General features: G+C 59.1%; 15 protein-coding genes and 1 pseudogene. 5 read left to right on the top strand and 11 right to left on the bottom strand.

Annotated features, from left to right (window positions below; translation table 11 throughout):
• Window positions 1-264: 264 nt before the first annotated feature.
• Genes PMI36_RS18390 through galB form a run of 3 tightly spaced genes read right to left on the bottom strand, consistent with a single transcriptional unit; the run spans window position 265 to window position 2803 of the window.
• On the bottom strand, window positions 265-1353 hold the full coding sequence (locus PMI36_RS18390; protein WP_008070795.1) for a 4-oxalomesaconate tautomerase: 1089 nt from the start codon (window positions 1351-1353) through the stop codon (window positions 265-267).
• Between the two features lie 2 nt (window positions 1354-1355).
• Window positions 1356-2072: a 4-carboxy-4-hydroxy-2-oxoadipate aldolase/oxaloacetate decarboxylase gene (locus PMI36_RS18385; RefSeq protein ID WP_008070797.1), complete on the bottom strand. Its 717-nt coding sequence runs from the start codon at window positions 2070-2072 to the stop codon at window positions 1356-1358.
• The gene (gene galB, locus PMI36_RS18380) at window positions 2069-2803 is read right to left on the bottom strand and encodes a 4-oxalmesaconate hydratase (protein WP_008070800.1); all 735 of its coding nucleotides are present in this window, start codon (window positions 2801-2803) and stop codon (window positions 2069-2071) included. Before galB ends, PMI36_RS18385 begins: the two co-directional genes overlap by 4 nt.
• Before the next feature lie 155 nt (window positions 2804-2958).
• On the opposite strand from galB, the gene PMI36_RS18375 reads away from it, so the two are divergent.
• Window positions 2959-4194, top strand: coding sequence for a LysR family transcriptional regulator (locus PMI36_RS18375; protein WP_008070803.1), 1236 nt, complete (start codon window positions 2959-2961; stop codon window positions 4192-4194).
• On the opposite strand, the gene PMI36_RS18370 is transcribed toward PMI36_RS18375, so the two are convergent.
• The 5 genes and pseudogenes from PMI36_RS18370 to PMI36_RS18350 all read right to left on the bottom strand — a co-directional run bounded on the left by PMI36_RS18370 (window position 4169) and on the right by PMI36_RS18350 (window position 9271).
• A complete protein-coding gene (locus PMI36_RS18370) occupies window positions 4169-5332 on the bottom strand; it encodes an OprD family porin (protein WP_443216693.1) in 1164 nt (387 codons plus the stop codon). The genes PMI36_RS18375 and PMI36_RS18370 overlap by 26 nt on opposite strands.
• A gap of 210 nt (window positions 5333-5542) precedes the next feature.
• Entirely contained in the window at window positions 5543-6805 is a 1263-nt protein-coding gene (locus PMI36_RS18365) for a gallate dioxygenase (protein ID WP_008070822.1), read from the bottom strand.
• A gap of 24 nt (window positions 6806-6829) precedes the next feature.
• The gene (locus tag PMI36_RS18360) at window positions 6830-8167 is read right to left on the bottom strand and encodes an MFS transporter (RefSeq protein ID WP_008070824.1); all 1338 of its coding nucleotides are present in this window, start codon (window positions 8165-8167) and stop codon (window positions 6830-6832) included.
• 282 nt (window positions 8168-8449) lie between these two features.
• A pseudogene (locus PMI36_RS18355) lies at window positions 8450-8674 on the bottom strand (sugar ABC transporter substrate-binding protein); the annotation flags it as partial.
• A gap of 24 nt (window positions 8675-8698) precedes the next feature.
• Window positions 8699-9271: a TetR/AcrR family transcriptional regulator gene (locus PMI36_RS18350; protein ID WP_008070828.1), complete on the bottom strand. Its 573-nt coding sequence runs from the start codon at window positions 9269-9271 to the stop codon at window positions 8699-8701.
• A 146-nt stretch (window positions 9272-9417) separates the two neighbouring features.
• Here PMI36_RS18350 and PMI36_RS18345 point away from each other — a divergent pair, with 146 nt between their 5' ends.
• The 4 genes from PMI36_RS18345 to PMI36_RS18330 all read left to right on the top strand — a co-directional run bounded on the left by PMI36_RS18345 (window position 9418) and on the right by PMI36_RS18330 (window position 13373).
• Window positions 9418-10539 carry an alkene reductase gene (locus PMI36_RS18345; protein WP_008070829.1) on the top strand — a complete coding sequence of 374 codons (1122 nt, stop codon included), beginning with the start codon at window positions 9418-9420 and terminating at the stop codon, window positions 10537-10539.
• Window positions 10540-10591: 52 nt separating this feature from the next.
• Window positions 10592-11380, top strand: a complete 789-nt coding sequence (locus PMI36_RS18340) for an SDR family NAD(P)-dependent oxidoreductase (RefSeq protein ID WP_008070830.1) — start codon at window positions 10592-10594, stop codon at window positions 11378-11380.
• 47 nt (window positions 11381-11427) lie between these two features.
• A complete protein-coding gene (locus PMI36_RS18335) occupies window positions 11428-12297 on the top strand; it encodes an alpha/beta fold hydrolase (protein ID WP_008070831.1) in 870 nt (289 codons plus the stop codon).
• Window positions 12298-12374: 77 nt separating this feature from the next.
• A complete protein-coding gene (locus PMI36_RS18330; RefSeq protein WP_008070832.1) occupies window positions 12375-13373 on the top strand; it encodes an NADP-dependent oxidoreductase in 999 nt (332 codons plus the stop codon).
• A gap of 214 nt (window positions 13374-13587) precedes the next feature.
• Here the strand turns inward: PMI36_RS18330 and PMI36_RS18325 are convergent, their stop codons facing one another.
• The 3 genes from PMI36_RS18325 to glyA all read right to left on the bottom strand — a co-directional run bounded on the left by PMI36_RS18325 (window position 13588) and on the right by glyA (window position 16126).
• Window positions 13588-14157 carry a DJ-1/PfpI family protein gene (locus PMI36_RS18325; RefSeq protein ID WP_008070842.1) on the bottom strand — a complete coding sequence of 190 codons (570 nt, stop codon included), beginning with the start codon at window positions 14155-14157 and terminating at the stop codon, window positions 13588-13590.
• A 94-nt stretch (window positions 14158-14251) separates the two neighbouring features.
• Complete coding sequence (locus tag PMI36_RS31955; RefSeq protein ID WP_338010022.1) at window positions 14252-14653, bottom strand: LysR substrate-binding domain-containing protein; 402 nt, start codon at window positions 14651-14653, stop codon at window positions 14252-14254.
• Window positions 14654-14860: 207 nt separating this feature from the next.
• Window positions 14861-16126, bottom strand: a complete 1266-nt coding sequence (gene glyA, locus PMI36_RS18320; protein ID WP_008070844.1) for a serine hydroxymethyltransferase — start codon at window positions 16124-16126, stop codon at window positions 14861-14863.
• Window positions 16127-16138 lie beyond the last annotated feature (12 nt).

The raw sequence follows: 16138 nt of genomic DNA on the forward strand, positions 1-16138 counted from the left end.
GGTCAGCTATATTGCGTCGATTCTGTTGCCCTTCGCGACCGGCAAGAAACCACACAGCGGTCATTGGTTGCCTGGAGGACAGTAGTTAGTCGGCGTTACTCAAGTGGACGGCGACCGGCAACTACCATAAAGAGGAAGACGATCGGCTATAGGGAGAGCGATTCTCCGAAAACCAGCCTTGTTTTACAGTCTATTTCGGGATGTGTTTGGACAGGGTCGCCTTAAGCGCTTCGGTTACAAGAGCAATCAAATGGACGGTCAAAACTAACGAGTTGGCTTATCACTCCAAAGACCTGACGGAACGAATACGACGCCGCTGACTAAAAGTCTGGCGGTGCGCATCAACCCGCAGCCGGCTATTTGCCCATCCTGTACCCGTATTTCCACAGTGAACTCGCCCGTCGGGTGTTCGATCGACAAGCGCTTCACATCACCCTCCTCCACAAATGCCATGCCCTCCGCCACACTGCCGTTAATCAGGCTGGCGGCAGCTACGCTGACGGCGCCAAAAACCCCAATGCTGGTGTGGCATCGATGGGGAATGAAGCTGCGTGTGCTGATGGCCCCACCTACCTGTGGCGGTGCAATCAGGCACATCTTCGGCACGTTGCGCAGGCGTACATCCCCCAGGTTCATACGCGGACCCGCTTGCAGTCGGATGGACTCCAGACGCTGTTTCAGTGAAGCATCGGCGTCGAGTTGCGCGGGACTCTCATACCCACTACAACCGAGCTCTTGCGCGCGGATCAGCACCACGGGCATACCGTTATCGACGCAGGTCACTTCGATGCCGTCGATCAGGTCCCTCGCATTGCCGGTCGGCAGTAAGGCACCGCAACTGGCGCCGGCGACGTCCTCGAATTCGACGATCAACGGCGCAGCCTGTCCCGGCACTCCGTCAATACGGGCGTCACCGTGATAGCGCACCTCACCATCAGACGTCGGTACATGGGCGATGGCAATCTGTCCGGTGTTTTCCATGTAGATCCGCACTGGGGTGACGTCCGCTGTCACCGCCACCAACCCACGCTCGATGGCGAACGGCCCAACACCGGCGAGGATGTTCCCGCAGTTCTGTCCGTAATCGACGCGAGGTTCCTCCACCAGCACCTGGGCGAAAAGGTAATCGACATCGGCATCGGCGCGGCTCGACGGTTTGATGATCGCCACTTTGCTGGTCAGCGAATCAGCGCCGCCAATGCCATCGATCTGCCGCGCATCCGGCGAGCCCATCACCGCCAGTAATACGCGATCTCGCAGCGAGGGCTCTTGCGGTAGATCATCGGCCAGAAAGTAAGCGCCTTTGGACGTACCGCCGCGCATCAACAGACAGGGAATGCGGGTCTGCGCCATGCTCAGTCTCCCAGTTCTTCAAGGCTGTCGACGTAACGCAAACCCTTTTCCGCCAGGCGCGCGCGCATGTTGTAGATGTCCAGACCCAGTTCACCCTTGGCCAGGCGCAGAGCCTTCTGTTCCTCCAGGTCGGCCCGGGCGCGACTGGCTTCGACGACTTGCAACAGCTCAGTGCGTCGCACGACCACCACACCATCGTCATCAGCGACGACCACATCCCCCGGGTGCACCAGTTGCCCGCCGCACACCAGCGGCAGGTTGACCGAGCCAAGGGTTTCTTTAATCGTGCCTTGAGCGCTGATGGCGCGGGACCAGACCGGGAAGCCCATTTCGCGCAGGGTGTGGGTGTCGCGCACGCCCGCATCAATCACCAGCGCCCGGACGCCGCGAGCCTTGAGCGAGGTGGCCAAGAGGTCACCGAAGTAGCCGTCGATGCACGGTGAACTCGGCGCGACCACCAGAATATCGCCGGGCCGGCATTGTTCGACGGCCACATGGAACATCCAGTTGTCACCCGGCGCAACCAGCACTGTGACGGCTGATCCGCTGATCACCGTGCCTTGCTGAATCGGTCTGATCGAAGTCGCGAACAGGCCTTTGCGACCCTGCGCTTCATGAATGGTCGCCACCCCGAAGCGTTTCAACTCATCGACCAGCGCCGCTTCGGCCCGCTGAATATTGCGCACCACAACGCCGGTCTTGCCGATAAGTTCGTTCATGCCAGATTCTCCGTGACACGCGGAAAAATACTCTGGTAACCCTCGCCATAGACGATGTTGCGGGTCGAGGTGATCCCGACATTACGCTTGGCTTGCACACCGCGTTGCAGGGCGACCCGCGTGTAGTACTCCCACAAGTGCTCCTGACCGGCCATGCACTGGATGGCCGCGTACTTCTTGTCCCAGACATCGGTGATGTCGAGCAGCACATCGGGGCGCCATTCACACTGCTCAGGCTGGTGCGGCTCGAAGCTGTAGACCGGCGGTGCGCCGACTATTTTCTCACCCGGTTTATAGCCTTCGGCCTGGGCGATGATGCGCGCCTCCTGCGTGAGATTCATGGCCAGCGGGTGATCGAAGTTGTACGGGTCCTTGAGCGAGTGACTGAGGACGAACTCCGGTTGCACCCGGCGGAACACGTCGGCCAGACGGAACAGGGTTTCCTTGTCGGCGCGCATCGGATAATCGCCAATGTCGAAGAACTCGACACTGGCTCCGAGGATATCGGCGGCAGCCTGGGCCTCTTCGCGGCGTGCCGCTTTGACCTTGTCTTCGCTCATCTCGCCCTTGCGCCACAGCTTGGCGGATTCGCCGCGCTCGCCGAACGACAGGCAAACGATGTGAACGTTGTAACCCTGCTGCGCATGCAGGGCGATCGCGCCGCCGGCACGCCAGACAAAATCGGCGGAGTGGGCGCTGACGACCAGCGCGTTTTTGGTTGATTCGATCATTGCGGATACTCCTCTTGCGTTGCGAAAGAGCATCGCATCGCACCCCGCCGACGGAGTAATGCGTTCGAGTGTTCGAGGTATGCGTTTTTTTTATTGCCACTCGAAAATAGCGGCGGCATAGTCGACTGAATCGCCGACCCGCAGAGTCCTTTCCCATGAAAACCCTTGAACTGCCGAGCCTGATGCACGTGCGCGCCTTCGTCCGCGTGGCTGATCACGGCAGCGTCTCCAAGGCGTCAGTCGCACTGTACCGGGCGCAATCGGTGGTTACCCGCTCCATCTCCGAATTCGAAGAACGCCTGGGCGTGATGCTGTTCGAGCGCCACGCCAACGGTATGCGCCTGACCAATTTCGGTGAGCGCTTGCTGCCCCGAGCGCGACGGGTGCTGGCGGAGCTTCAGAGCGTGCCGACATTGCTCGGCCAAGGTGAAAAAGCTGCGATTGAACCGCTTTATCTGTTCCAGGCGCGACGCCTGCAAGTGTTCGTCAAACTCTGTGAAACCCAGCACATGCAGACAGTGGCCAACCTGCTGGGGCTGAGTCAGCCTGCGGTCAGTTCGACGCTGAAAGTCCTCGAAAACGGCTGCGGTCGGTCGTTGTTCGAGCGCACCCCGCGCGGCTTGCAACCGACCCGCGCCAGTCACGACATCCTGTTTGCCATCCGCCGTGCGCTAAACGAACTGCGCCATATCGACACCGACATCACCTCCCTTCGCGGCGCCCTGCACGGTGTCGTGCACGTCGGGGCCCTGCCCCTTGGCCGCACGCGCATCCTGCCCGAGGCCATCGTGCGGCTGATGGCCGAGCACCCAGGTATTCAAGTGATCACCAACGAGAGTCCCTTCGACCTGCTGGCGACTGAATTGCGCGCCGGTGATGTGGATTTCATTTTCGGTGCGCTGCGTTCGTCGACCTACGCTAGCGACTTGGTCGGTGAGTCACTGCTGACCGAGGAAATGGTCGTGCTTGGGCGGCGTGATCACCCGCTCTACGGCAAAACCGGCCTGCAAGATCATCTGGCAAACGCGCAGTGGGTATTGCCGCGCGCCGGTTCGCCGGCCCGCAAAATGCTCGACGATTGCTTCGCCGGCTTCGGTATCGCGGCGCCTTCCCCGGTGGTGGAAAGCGCCGACATGGCGATCATTCGCGGACTGTTGTTGCGCTCGGACATGCTCGCGGCCGTTTCAGCGCATCAACTGGAACAGGAAATCGCGTCCGGCGAGTTGTGCATTTTACCGCTGGAATTGAAACAGACCGCCAGGGCCATCGGCCTGACGTACCGCAGCGGCTGCCTGCACTCACCGGTGGCGCAGGCACTGATGGAGAAGATCCGCCAGGTTATCCGAACGCAGGCCAATGACGCGGTTAAAGCAGGCTCAACGGATAGCTGACGATCAAGCGATTCTCGTCGAACTCATTGCTGCTGTAATCGCGGCGAATGCTCGAGTTGCGCCAGCGCAGGTTGAGGTTCTTGAACGCACCGCTTTGCAGCGTGTAGCCCAACTCGGATTCGCGCCCCCATTCCTTACCGTCGGAGACGGCCCCGCTGTGCACGTTATCGCCGCTGATGTAACGGTTCATCAAGGTCAAACCGGGCATGCCGAGGACGACGAAGTTGTAGTCGTGGCGCAGCTGCCAGGATTTCTCCCGCGCATTGTCGTAGCTGTTGTTGTAGCTATCGTTGGCCAGGGTTCCGCCGCTGGTGCCGTTGACGCGCATCCAGGCATCGTCACCGCTGAGCTTTTGCAGGCCGACGTAAAACGTATTGCCGCCGTAGCGTGCGGACAGCAATGCCGAGAAAGTCCGGTTGTCCAGATCGCCAGCGCGGGCGCTGCCATCCTCGCGGCCCCAGAAGTAGCCAAGGTTGGCGCCCAGCGTCCAGTCACCCAGTGGTTGGCTGTGAATCAGTTGCAGATATTGTTGCTGGTAGATGTCCTTAAGCTGAGCATTCCACACGCCGATCATCGTTCGTTTTTCGTTGAACGCGTACTCGCCGCCGACGAAGTTGAAGCGGTCAGAGGTGAACGCGATTTTGCCCTGCATGAACATGTCTTCCATGCTTGAATCGTTGCGCGGACTGTTCTGCCGGAACTGGCCGCCATACAGGGTCAACCCGGCGATGTCTTGCGACGTGATCTGGCCGCCACGAAAGGTTTGTGGCAACGAGCGACCATCGTCGGAACGTAATATCGGCAGCACCGGCATCCACTCGCCGAGCTTGATTTCGGTCTTGCCGACTTTCATTTTCCCGGCGACGGCCAAGCGACTAAATTCATCGGCAGGTTGGCCATCACTGTCCAGCGGCAGCAATTGAGTGCCACCCGTGCCTTGACCACCGTCGAGCTTCAGCGAATACAGCCCCAGCACATCAACACCAAATCCGACGGTGCCCTGGGTGAATCCGGAGCGGGCATCGAGAATGAAACTCTGTGTCCACTCTTCGGCTTTGCCCTGCGCATTGGCCGGGTTGGTGAAATTGCGATTTATGTAGAAGTTGCGCAGGTTGAGATTGGCGCTGGCGTCTTCCATAAAGCCGGCGGCAAAAACCTGCGCAGGAAGTGCACAAACGACGGACAGCGTGAAGACTACGCGGGTATTGGCGGTGATTTTCATTGTTATTGTTATCCGTTTTTTTAGGGATGAAGCAGGCCGCTACGCCCGCGTGAACCAGGCGCAGTGAAGTCATTCAAGGGTGTTGCGAAAGCGGCCCTGGGCGAGCCGCAGATGATGCTGAAAACGTTAGCGCGGTGTTTTGCCAGCCACCGAATAGAGCACCTGCTGATTACGGGTTTTCATGAACTCGTCCAGGCTTTGCCCGCGCATTGCCGCGTAAATCTGCAGATTGGGCACCCCGAGCACGGCAGCGAGTTTTTCCAGCACGAAGAAAATCGCACCATAGTGGATCAACCCGCGCCAGTCACGGCGTCGCAGCAGATCGCGTTCTTCATCGCTCAGCCCGGCTTCGTCAAACAGCGCCTCAGGTTGCTCAAGGAAACGCTGACGCCAGTGCGGCTCGATCATGCGATGCAGAAACTTGTTCAACCGATAGCCCTTGGCGCTGCGCTCCAGCGTGAACGGATAGGTGCCTTCGAGCGTCTTGATACCCGCCAACTGGTGTTGCATGTGCTGCAAGTGCCGCGCGATGACGTCGACGGGAACTGGCCGGTCCTGATTTTCCAGCAACAGCGTTGCAATCCCGGTCATCGACGGCAGGTAGTAATCCTGATGCAGGTTTTTCACCGTCGCCGACAACGCGCCGCGCATGATCAGCCAGGTGATCACTTCCGAACCTTCCATGCCCCCCAGCGCGGCGTACTCGGCGTGGGTCATTTCGGTAAGGCGCTCGGGATCATTCACCAGCAGATCGATGAACTGCTGGTCCCACTCCGGGTTGTTGAACCCGCAGCGCTCGCCATGGACCTGATGGGACACGCCGCCGGTCGCGACGATGGCCACTTTCAAATCCTCGGGGTAGCTTTCAATCGCCCGGCGCAACGCCTGGCCCAACTTGTAGCAACGCCGCGCACTTGGCACCGGGAACTGCAACACACCAACTTGTAGCGGAACGATTTCCACCGGCCAATCCGGCTCGCACGGCAACAGCGCCGACATCGGCGAGAAGAAGCCATGATCGAGCGGTTTGTCACGGAAGAAACTCATGTCGAATTCGTCCGCCACCAGGCTTTCGCCGATGTGCCGGGACAATGCCGCATGTCCACCGATCCCCGGCAGTTCGCGCGGGTTGCCGCCCTCGTCGGCGACTTCGTAACGCTCATCGACACCGAGGGAAAACGCACCATAGTGATCAAAGAAAAACGAGGTCACATGGTCATTGAAGATGTAGAACAGCACATCCGGTTTCTGCTCCTTCAGCCACACCTTGATCGGTTCGAAGCCGCGGAAGATCGGCGCCCAGGCGGCCTCATGCTGTTTATCGTGATCGACCGCGAAGCCAATGGTCGGTGTGTGGGATACAGCGAGGCCACCAATGATGCGTGCCATAACGAGTTCCTTTGTCGAAAAAGATTAATGCGCCAGCAAGGCCCGACTGACCCGGCGCCGTGCATGACCGTTGGCCATAATCGCCAGCGCGGCGATAAAGGCAGGCACGCTCAACAGGGCGAACAGCAGCGGCAACCCCAGCCCGAGGCTGAGCACCGCACCACCGATGAGTGAACCAAAGATAGCCCCGAAGCGGCCGATACCCAGCATCCAGCTGACGCCCGTGGCGCGGCAGTCCGTCGGGTAGTACCCCGGCGCGAAAGCATTGAGGCCGGTTTGCGCCCCGCTCATGCAGAAACCTGCCGCCACCACGCCGAACGCCAGCAGACTCGATTCAAGGCTGAAGGCGCCCAGCAGCAGAATGAAAGCGCCACCCAGTGCGTAGGACGTGGCAATGACAGCGTTCGGATTACGCCGGTCCATCGCCCAGCCGACCACGATGGCGCCGACGGTACCGCCAATCTGGAACAGGCCGGTGATGGTCGCTGCCCGTTCAATGGACAGCCCACCTTCACGCAGCAGGGTCGGCATCCAGCCCATAGTCAGGTAAATCACCAGCAACCCCATGAAATAAGTCGCCCACAAGGCGAGCGTGCCGAAACGATAGTGCTCGGTGAACAACAAGCGTAACGGGGCCTTCTGTTGCGCTTCAGGCTCGGCGATGACGAATTTTGTCGCTGCGCTGAACGTGCCGCCCAGCTTGTTTAGCACCTTAGCGATCTGGCTGGCAGGCGCATTGCGAGCGGCAAGAAAACGAGCGGACTCAGGCAACAGCAGCCACATCAACGGCAACAGAAGCAACGGCAGAATCCCGCCGGCGAGCAACACCGACTGCCAGCCGTGATGGGGAATCAACCACGCGGCGAGAAATCCTCCCAACCCCGACCCCATATTGAACCCGGTGAACATGATCGTGATGAACAGTGACCGATTGCGTTCCGGCAAATACTCGGAAAGCAGTGTGGTGGTGTTGGGCAACGCTGCGCCCAGCGCCACACCAGTAAGCAGACGCAGAGCTGCCAATTCATAAGGGTTCCGAGCGAACGCACAGGCTAGGCTCAACACGCTGAAGCCGGTCACCGCCGTCAGCAGTACCTTTTTGCGGCCGATTCGGTCGGCGTAAGGGCCGGCGGTCAGGGCGCCGATCGCCAGCCCAACCATGCCAGCGCTCATCACCGGGCCAAACACTGCTTTCGATAGCCCCCACTCCTGGATCAAGGAAGGCGCGATAAACCCCATCACGGCCACGTCGAAGCCATCGAAAAGCACTATGAAAAAACATAAGCCCATAATCAGCCACTGGTATGGCGCCACTTTTCGGTTGTCGATCCACGCTTTGATATCGACCGTTTCACTAGTCATGCTCTCACCTTCTTATTTTTGTAGAAGTCCCGATGGACAAGGCCTGGAGGTTTCCCATCCACGCTGAACGATGGAGGTGACTGTAAAGCCGCAGGTATCCCGCCCGCCTCTGGGAAATCTTTAAGCGGGTATCGGTTTTTCTTATCGGGGAATCAAAAGAGATAAACAGAGCGTGGTAGAGCGAGAGGTTGATGATCGCGGCACGAGCGGCCGCTAGTGGATGATGACACGCCAATAACTGCTCCGTAATCGGTATACGGAGCAGTTCAAACCAAAGGCAATTTATTGTGCGGCCTTGATCGCGGCCAGCAATTGCCTGCCAGCCTTGCCAGCATCGGCGGACTTGTCATTCATGAAGTGGGTGACGACATCAAACACCGCGCCCTGCACCGCTTGGGAAGTCGACATGTTGAATGCCATGCTCGGAGCGAGTGAACCAGTCTTCTCGGCATCGGCGAAATCCTTTGCAGAGGCTTGCGCACAGCTATCGAATCGACTCATGTCCAAACCAGTAGCGCTGGAACCGTCGTTTCAATACGTTTTCAATGATGCGGTCATTTGCGCGTGACACACCGCCAGAATTTCATCGGCCAGCGCCGAGTCGTCAGGACAGGCGCGCGATAGCATGATCGCGCCGACCGCGCGCGCCAGCAGGTCGATCATTTTCACCCTCGCCTCACCCGGCGCCGCATCCGGCCCGGTCGGGTATTTTTCGCCGAGCGTTTGCAACGTGCGCTCGATGCCTTCAGCGAATGCCGACTTCAAATCGCCTGACTGACGCGCCGCGTCACCGCACAACGCCGCCATGGTGCAACCCGTGGCGCGCCCGTCGCGATGATCCCTGGACACATACACATCGATGAAATCCTTCACGCTCAATGCTTCGGCGCTGGCCAGTGACTGCGCAAGACTGTTGGCCGAGGCTTCGGCCATCAGGTCAGCCTTCGAACCGAAATGTTTATAGAAACCGCCATGGGTGAAACCGGCGGCGGCCATCAGGTCGGCCACGCCGACACCGTCAAAACCGCGCTCGCGAAACACGACTGAGGCCGTTTCGACGATGTGCTCCCGATTTGCCTGGGCCTGGGCCTTGGACACTCGCATGTTCGATACCTCGCTACCGCTGGAAATTCATCGGCTGATGATACATAGATGTTGACCATAATCAAAATTGTTGACAGTTTAGATTTCGATCATCATCCTAAATGCCAGCCATATGAAATTCATCAACGGGCACGGAACACACACCCATGAGCGACCTGAATCTGTTTACTCCCTACACGCTTGGCGCCCTGACGCTGTCGAACCGCGTGGTTCTCGCTCCACTGACGCGCAATCGTGCAGGCAAAGGCTTTGTGCCGAGTGAGTTTGCTGCTGCCTATTACAGCCAGCGGGCCAGCGCGGGCTTGCTGATTTCCGAAGCCTCGCAGATCTCGCAGCAGGGACAGGGTTATCAGGACACCCCGGGCATTTACACGCAGTCGCAGATAGAGGGATGGCGCAAGGTGACCGATGCCGTACACGCCAAGGGCGGGAGAATTTTCCTGCAGCTGTGGCATGTGGGTCGTGTTTCCCACGTGGATCTGCAACAGCAAGGCGCGGCGCCGGTAGCCCCTTCCGCGCTTCGTCCCGCGACCAAGGTATTCGTCAACAATCGCTTCGAGGACGTTTCCGAGCCGCGAGCGCTGGAGACTGACGAGCTGCCGGGCATCGTCAACGATTTCCGCCAAGCAGCAGCAAACGCCATTGCGGCAGGCTTCGACGGCGTGGAAATCCACGGTGCAAACGGCTATTTGCTGGATCAGTTCATCAAGGACGGCGCCAACCTGCGTACTGATGCCTACGGCGGCTCGATCGCAAACCGTGCGCGCCTGCTGCTGGAAGTGACGGCTGCGGTGGCCGCCGAGATTGGTGCTGATCGCACAGGCATTCGCCTTTCGCCTGTCTCGCCGGCCAATGGTGTATCGAGCAGTGATCCACAGGCTCAGTTCGATTACATCGTCGACCAACTCAATGCTCTGGACATCGTTTATCTGCACGTCGTCGAAGGCGCGACCGGTGGGCCACGCGACGTGGCGCCCTTTGATTTCGACGCCTTGCGCCAGCGCTTCAAGAACACCTACATCGCCAACAACGGCTATGACCTGGACCTGGCCACGGCACGCCTTACGCATGACAAGGCCGACCTGATCGCCTTTGGCCGCCCTTTTATCGGCAACCCTGATCTGGTGGAGCGGCTCAAGAACGGTGCGCCACTGTCCGCCTTCGACCCCTCCACGCTCTACGGCGGCGGTGCGGCGGGATACATCGACTACCCGACGCTTGCCGAATCAAGCGCTGCCGCGAACCAGGCACAAGCTGATCGGGCCTGATTTTGATCGTGCATCCATCCCCATTCATGTTCCCGAAAAAAGAGCTGACATCATGACTACTCACCCTACCGTTCTCATCACTGGCGCTTCCACCGGTATCGGCGCGGTTTACGCCGAGCGTTTCGCCCAACGCGGGCATGATCTGGTGTTGGTCGCCCGCGACCACTCGCGCCTGGAAACGCTCGCCGCAAAGTTGCGTGGCGAACACAACGTCGCCATTGAAGTGCTTCAGGCCGACCTGACTCAACTCAGTGACCTGCACACCATCGAAGCGCGCCTGCGGGATGACGGGCGCATCGGCATCCTCGTCAACAATGCCGGCGCCGCACAGTCAGGCACCTTCATCGAGCAAAGCACCGACAGCGTTGCGCAACTGGTGGCCCTCAACACCACCGCGCTGGTGCGGCTCGCCAGCGCCATCGCGCCACGCCTGGCCAAAGCAGGTGAAGGCGCGATCATCAACATCGGTTCGGTGGTGGGTCTGGCGCCTGAGTTCGGTATGTCGGTCTATGGGGCGACCAAGGCGTTTGTGCTGTTCCTGTCCCAAGGCCTGAGCCTGGAACTTTCGCCTCAGGGTGTTTATGTGCAAGCCGTACTGCCCGCAGCCACCCGCACGGAGATTTGGGACCGCGCCGGTATCGACATCAACACCTTGAGCGAAATCATGGAAGTGGGTGATCTGGTCGATGCCGCACTGGTTGGCTTCGACCGTCGCGAACCGGTGACCATTCCTCCGCTGCATGAAGGCGAGCGCTGGGATGCCTTGCAAACCGCGCGTCAGGGTCTTTTGTCGCAGATCAGGCAGTCCGCCGTGGCGCAACGCTATTTGACTCAAGCCTGACCCCTGTCGAGCAGGTCGGCCTCGCCCCGCAATCGGACGGAGTAAACATGACCCTTATGGCTACAAGCAATCACCCGGGTTCGCAGTCGTCATTTATCAACGCGGCGAACCAGTCGGTTCTGATTGGCGGGATCCCCTTCGCCTATCGTGACCTGGGACCCAGGTCGGAGGTCCCGCTGGTCATGTTCAACCATTGGGGGGCAGTGCTGGATAACTTTGACCCCAGGATCATCGACGGTCTGGCAAAAAACCGGCGTGTCATCACTACTGATTACCGCGGTATCGGTGGCTCGGGAGGCGCCGCGCCATTGACCGTCGGTGAAATGGCTGACGATGGCATCGGCTTTATTCGTGCGTTGGGTTTGGACAAGGTTGACCTGCTCGGCTTTTCACTCGGCGGCTTCGTCGCTCAAGACATCGCCCTGAAAGCACCCGAACGAGTGCGCAGATTGATCCTCACCGGAACCGGACCGGCCGGCGGCACAGGCATCGACAACGTCGGCTCGGTGACCTGGCCGCTAATGATCAAGGGTCTGCTGACGCTACGAGACCCCAAGTTCTACCTGTTCTTTACCACCACGGCCAACGGCCAACGTGCCGCGTTCGAGTATTTGCAACGTTTGAAAGAACGCCAGCAAGACCGGGACAAAGGCCCGACACCCCGCGCGTTTTTACGGCAATTGAAAGCCATTACTGCGTGGGGCAAGCAGGCGCCGCAAGAACTCGGTCGCCTGCGTATGCCGACTCTGATAGCCAACGGGGACAACGACATCATGGTGCCCACCGTGAACTCGATTGAGCTGGCGAAGCGAATCCCCAACGCGCAACTGATCATTTACCAGGACGCCGGGCACGGCAGCATTTTCCAGCACGCTACCGATTTCGTGGCCAAGGCTTCGACGTTCCTCGACGCCTGACAGCCTGCACGTCTCATCGCATCAACGTTGTCGGGGCCGCGCCCCATTCTCATTCCACCGACAAGAGCAGCTGCAACATGAAGGCATTTTTTATCGACCGCTACGGCAAGCAGAACGGAATGATTGGCGAAGTGCCCGACCCTGCGGTCGGTGTGCATGACGTTCTGATCCAGGTGCATGCAACGAGCGTGAACCCGTTGGACTCGAAGATCAGAACGGGGGAATTCAAACTGATCCTGCCCTATACATTCCCATTGGTATTGGGCAATGACCTGGCCGGAGTGGTCGTTCACACGGGTTCGGCGGTGAAGCGATTCAAGCCAGGAGATGAAGTCTATGCACGCCCTCCCGAGGATCGGATCGGGACGTTTGCCGAATTGATCGCCGTGAACGAAAACGAGCTCGCGCTGAAACCCTCGAATCTCGATATGGCCGAAGCGGCGTCCGTCCCCTTGGCCCTCTTGACGGCCTGGCAGGCGCTGGTTGAGACCGCCCAGGTGAAAAAAGGCCAGAAGGTGTTGATTCATGCCGGATCCGGCGGTGTAGGCACGTTTGCCATCCAGCTCGCCAAACACCTCGGCGCCTTCGTTGCGACCACCACCAGCACGGCGAATGTCGAATGGGTGAAAGCACTCGGGGCGGATGTGGTCATCGATTACAAACAGCAGGATTTTGCAAACGAGTTGCGCGATTTCGACGTGGTGTTGAACAGCCTCGGTGCCGATGTACTGGAGAAATCGATCAAGGTTCTCAAGCCTGGCGGACAGCTCATTTCCCTTTCGGGGCCGCCGACCGCGCAATTTGCCCAAGAACAAGGCTTGTCCTGGGTGCTGGGGCAAGTCATGCGCCTGCTGAGCAGCGGTATTCGCAGAAAAGCCCGCAAGCACGGGGTGAGCTATGCATTTTTGTTTATGCGTGCCAACGGGGTACAACTGCAAAAAATCACCTCGCTTATCGAGGCTGGCGTCATCAAACCGGTCATCGATCGTTCCTTCCCTTTTGAATCGACTGCAGAGGCGTTGCGGTACGTCGAGCAGGGCAGATCAAAAGGCAAAGTCACCATAACAATCAAATAAGCGGACTACACAAAATGTCAGTAGATAACGTGCATGCCGCCAATTATCAGACTCCAGCGCCTGAACCAGAGGAGCAACCACCGCACAACAGGCCCACACAGGAGCAGTTGCAACCGGAAGTCGCGCCTGTAGAAAAGCCGATGATCATTTGGCGCAGCTTGATGCTCGAGCAGTAACGAGAAATGGTCATGCCACCCTTAATTGAAACAACCGATTACCCGTGTTCCGCTGCCAACAATGACCTGAACTGCGAAACGCTCTCTGAAGATAGTCCGGCAGCTTCGAACACTGCGCAGGTAAAGCTAACGGGCGCAGGGCCTGGAGCAGTTATGATGCGGTCGGCAACTACAGCTACTTGACTGCTTCGATAAAGCGCGGCGCCTTCATAACCGGCGGCATTCTGTTGTAAGAAGTCAGCGCTGTTCGAGGTATGAGAAACCGAGTCGAGAAGCCCGGCTCTCGCAAGTGCCAGCGTTCCCCCACAGATACCGGCAATTGTCGCTCCACTTGAACGACTCGCCAGCAGAAAGTCCCGAATATCCGGTGCATCCGCACATTCCCAGATCATTCCACCGATGACGGCAACAACGTCCGGCTTCCAGTCCAGGCATTGTTGCAAGCTGCTATCCACAGTAACAGCCAGCCCCCCCTGCGAGCGGAACTGCCCCGTAGCAGAGGCAAAAAACCTGACGTCGATCCCGTAAAACGGGGACGCGGTTCCTGCAATGAAAGCGTATTCCCAGTCCGCAAAACCGGGTGTCAGTATCAAGCCCACGCGTGCCATAAGTCAGAATCATCCATGAAAACGAGTAACATAAAGCGACAACAAATAGATCTCAACTGATATCAGCTCAACATCAGTCGCGTCGTCAGCGGCATCAACCCATAGACCATACTGAATGGGATGCGAGTGAGTCCGCTGGTTTGACAGGAGCCACCGGCGAAATCTGCGACACGCGAACACCACGAACACGTAGGAGCTGCCGAAGGCTGCGATCTTTTGATCTTAAAATCACAAAAGCCCCGTCCCACCTAAATGGGACGGGGCTTCTTATTGCGCTCTCCACCATTCGGTCCCCCACGCTGAATGGCCAGCGCAGCACTTGGCCCGAACTCTGGTAGCGAAAATTCACGCAGTCATGGTCGGCCAGATCGCTGAGTTCCAGCGGCGTGCCGCGTTTGGCCAAATAGGCTGGCGAGGCAAAAGCGCAAATACGATGCGGTCCCAGCGTACGAGAGATAAGTCGCGAGTCGGCCAGGTTGCCCACGCGCACGGCCACATCGATGCAGTGCCACGACGAGCAACAAGGCGCTGGATCGGTTGTGGCGTAATGCGCGCACGTTGGCGAACCACAATCCGCGGGTGTACAAGTCGCGGATTGTGGGCAATTACCTGATCAATGGCGCGTGGGTGTGGCCAAGGGGATCGCCTGATAAAACAGTTGAATACCCGGTCACCACCCGATCACGCAATGGCCGGGCCAGACTCAGCGATAGACCGGAAAACGACGGCACAGCGCGACAACCTGTTCGCGCACGTGGTGCCCGACCTTGTCGCTGTTACCGTTTTCCAGGGCGTCCAGTACGTCGCATAACCAGCCGGCCACTTGCTCGCAAGCCTCCACACCAAACCCGCGTGTGGTCACCGCCGGGGTGCCGATACGAAGGCCGGATGTCACAAACGGTGAGCGCGGGTCATTCGGCACCGAGTTTTTGTTGGCGGTGATATAGGCACTGCTCAGGGCCGCGTCGGCCTCCTTGCCGGTGTAGGGCTTGTCGGACAGGTCGATCAGCATCATGTGGTTGTCGGTGCCACCCGAGACGATCTTGTACCCGCGCTTTTGCAACACCCCGGCCATGGCCCGGGCGTTGATGACCACTTGGGTCTGGTAGATGCTGAACTCCGGCGCAAGCGCTTCCTTGAACGCCACGGCCTTGGCCGCGATCTGGTGCATCAGCGGCCCGCCCTGCACGCCGGGAAACACAGCGGAGTCGAGCTTTTTGTAGAAGGCTTCATCCTGTCCCTTGGACAAAATCAAACCGCCGCGTGGCCCGCGCAGGGTTTTGTGCGTGGTGCTGGTGACCACATGCGCATGGGGAAGCGGGTCCGGGTATTCGCCCGCGGCGACCAGTCCGGCGACGTGGGCCATATCGACCCAGAAGATAGCCCCTACCTTGTCGGCAATGCTGCGCATGCGTGCCCAGTCCTTGTACCGCGAATACGCGGAAAAACCACCGATCAACATTTTGGGGCGTGTCTGCAGTGCGATGCGCTCCATCTCGTCATAGTCAAGAAAGCCGGTTTTCGGGTCCAGTCCGTAAGGCACGATGGTGTAGTGACGCCCCGAAAAGTTGGCCGGGTTGCCGTGGGTCAGGTGACCGCCCTGGGCCAGGTTCATGCCCATCACCGTGTCACCGGGGTTGATCAGTGCCAGGAAGACCGCCGCGTTGGCCTGGGCGCCCGCATGGGGTTGCACGTTGGCGTAGTCGCAGTCGAACAGGGCCTTGACCCGCTTGATGGCCAGCCGCTCGGCCACATCGACGTATTCGCAGCCGCTGTAATAGCGCTTGCCGGGGTAGCCTTCGGCGTACTTGTTGGTGAGCACCGTGCTCTGGGTTTTCATCACCAGCGGGCTGGCATAGTTTTCCGAGGCGATCAGCTCGATATGGTCTTCCTGGCGATGCTCTTCGTTGTGAATCGATTCATACAGCTCAGGGTCGAAAGCGTTGAGGGTCAGCGTCGAGTCGTACATGTGCAAAGTGTC

Source organism: Pseudomonas sp. GM79 (assembly GCF_000282495.1).
Lineage (GTDB): Bacteria > Pseudomonadota > Gammaproteobacteria > Pseudomonadales > Pseudomonadaceae > Aquipseudomonas.

Excerpts from the sequence above, each read along its gene's own strand:
- PMI36_RS18390 (WP_008070795.1), bottom strand. The coding sequence starts at position 1,353 with ATGGCGCAGACCCGCATTCCCTGTCTGTTGATGCGCGGCGGTACGTCC.
- PMI36_RS18385 (WP_008070797.1), bottom strand. The coding sequence starts at position 2,072 with ATGAACGAACTTATCGGCAAGACCGGCGTTGTGGTGCGCAATATTCAG.
- galB (WP_008070800.1), bottom strand. The coding sequence starts at position 2,803 with ATGATCGAATCAACCAAAAACGCGCTGGTCGTCAGCGCCCACTCCGCC.
- PMI36_RS18375 (WP_008070803.1), top strand. The coding sequence starts at position 2,959 with ATGAAAACCCTTGAACTGCCGAGCCTGATGCACGTGCGCGCCTTCGTC.
- PMI36_RS18370 (WP_443216693.1), bottom strand. The coding sequence starts at position 5,332 with ATGGAAGACGCCAGCGCCAATCTCAACCTGCGCAACTTCTACATAAAT.
- PMI36_RS18365 (WP_008070822.1), bottom strand. The coding sequence starts at position 6,805 with ATGGCACGCATCATTGGTGGCCTCGCTGTATCCCACACACCGACCATT.
- PMI36_RS18360 (WP_008070824.1), bottom strand. The coding sequence starts at position 8,167 with ATGACTAGTGAAACGGTCGATATCAAAGCGTGGATCGACAACCGAAAA.
- PMI36_RS18350 (WP_008070828.1), bottom strand. The coding sequence starts at position 9,271 with ATGCGAGTGTCCAAGGCCCAGGCCCAGGCAAATCGGGAGCACATCGTC.
- PMI36_RS18345 (WP_008070829.1), top strand. The coding sequence starts at position 9,418 with ATGAGCGACCTGAATCTGTTTACTCCCTACACGCTTGGCGCCCTGACG.
- PMI36_RS18340 (WP_008070830.1), top strand. The coding sequence starts at position 10,592 with ATGACTACTCACCCTACCGTTCTCATCACTGGCGCTTCCACCGGTATC.
- PMI36_RS18335 (WP_008070831.1), top strand. The coding sequence starts at position 11,428 with ATGACCCTTATGGCTACAAGCAATCACCCGGGTTCGCAGTCGTCATTT.
- PMI36_RS18330 (WP_008070832.1), top strand. The coding sequence starts at position 12,375 with ATGAAGGCATTTTTTATCGACCGCTACGGCAAGCAGAACGGAATGATT.
- PMI36_RS18325 (WP_008070842.1), bottom strand. The coding sequence starts at position 14,157 with ATGGCACGCGTGGGCTTGATACTGACACCCGGTTTTGCGGACTGGGAA.
- glyA (WP_008070844.1), bottom strand. The coding sequence starts at position 16,126 with ATGTACGACTCGACGCTGACCCTCAACGCTTTCGACCCTGAGCTGTAT.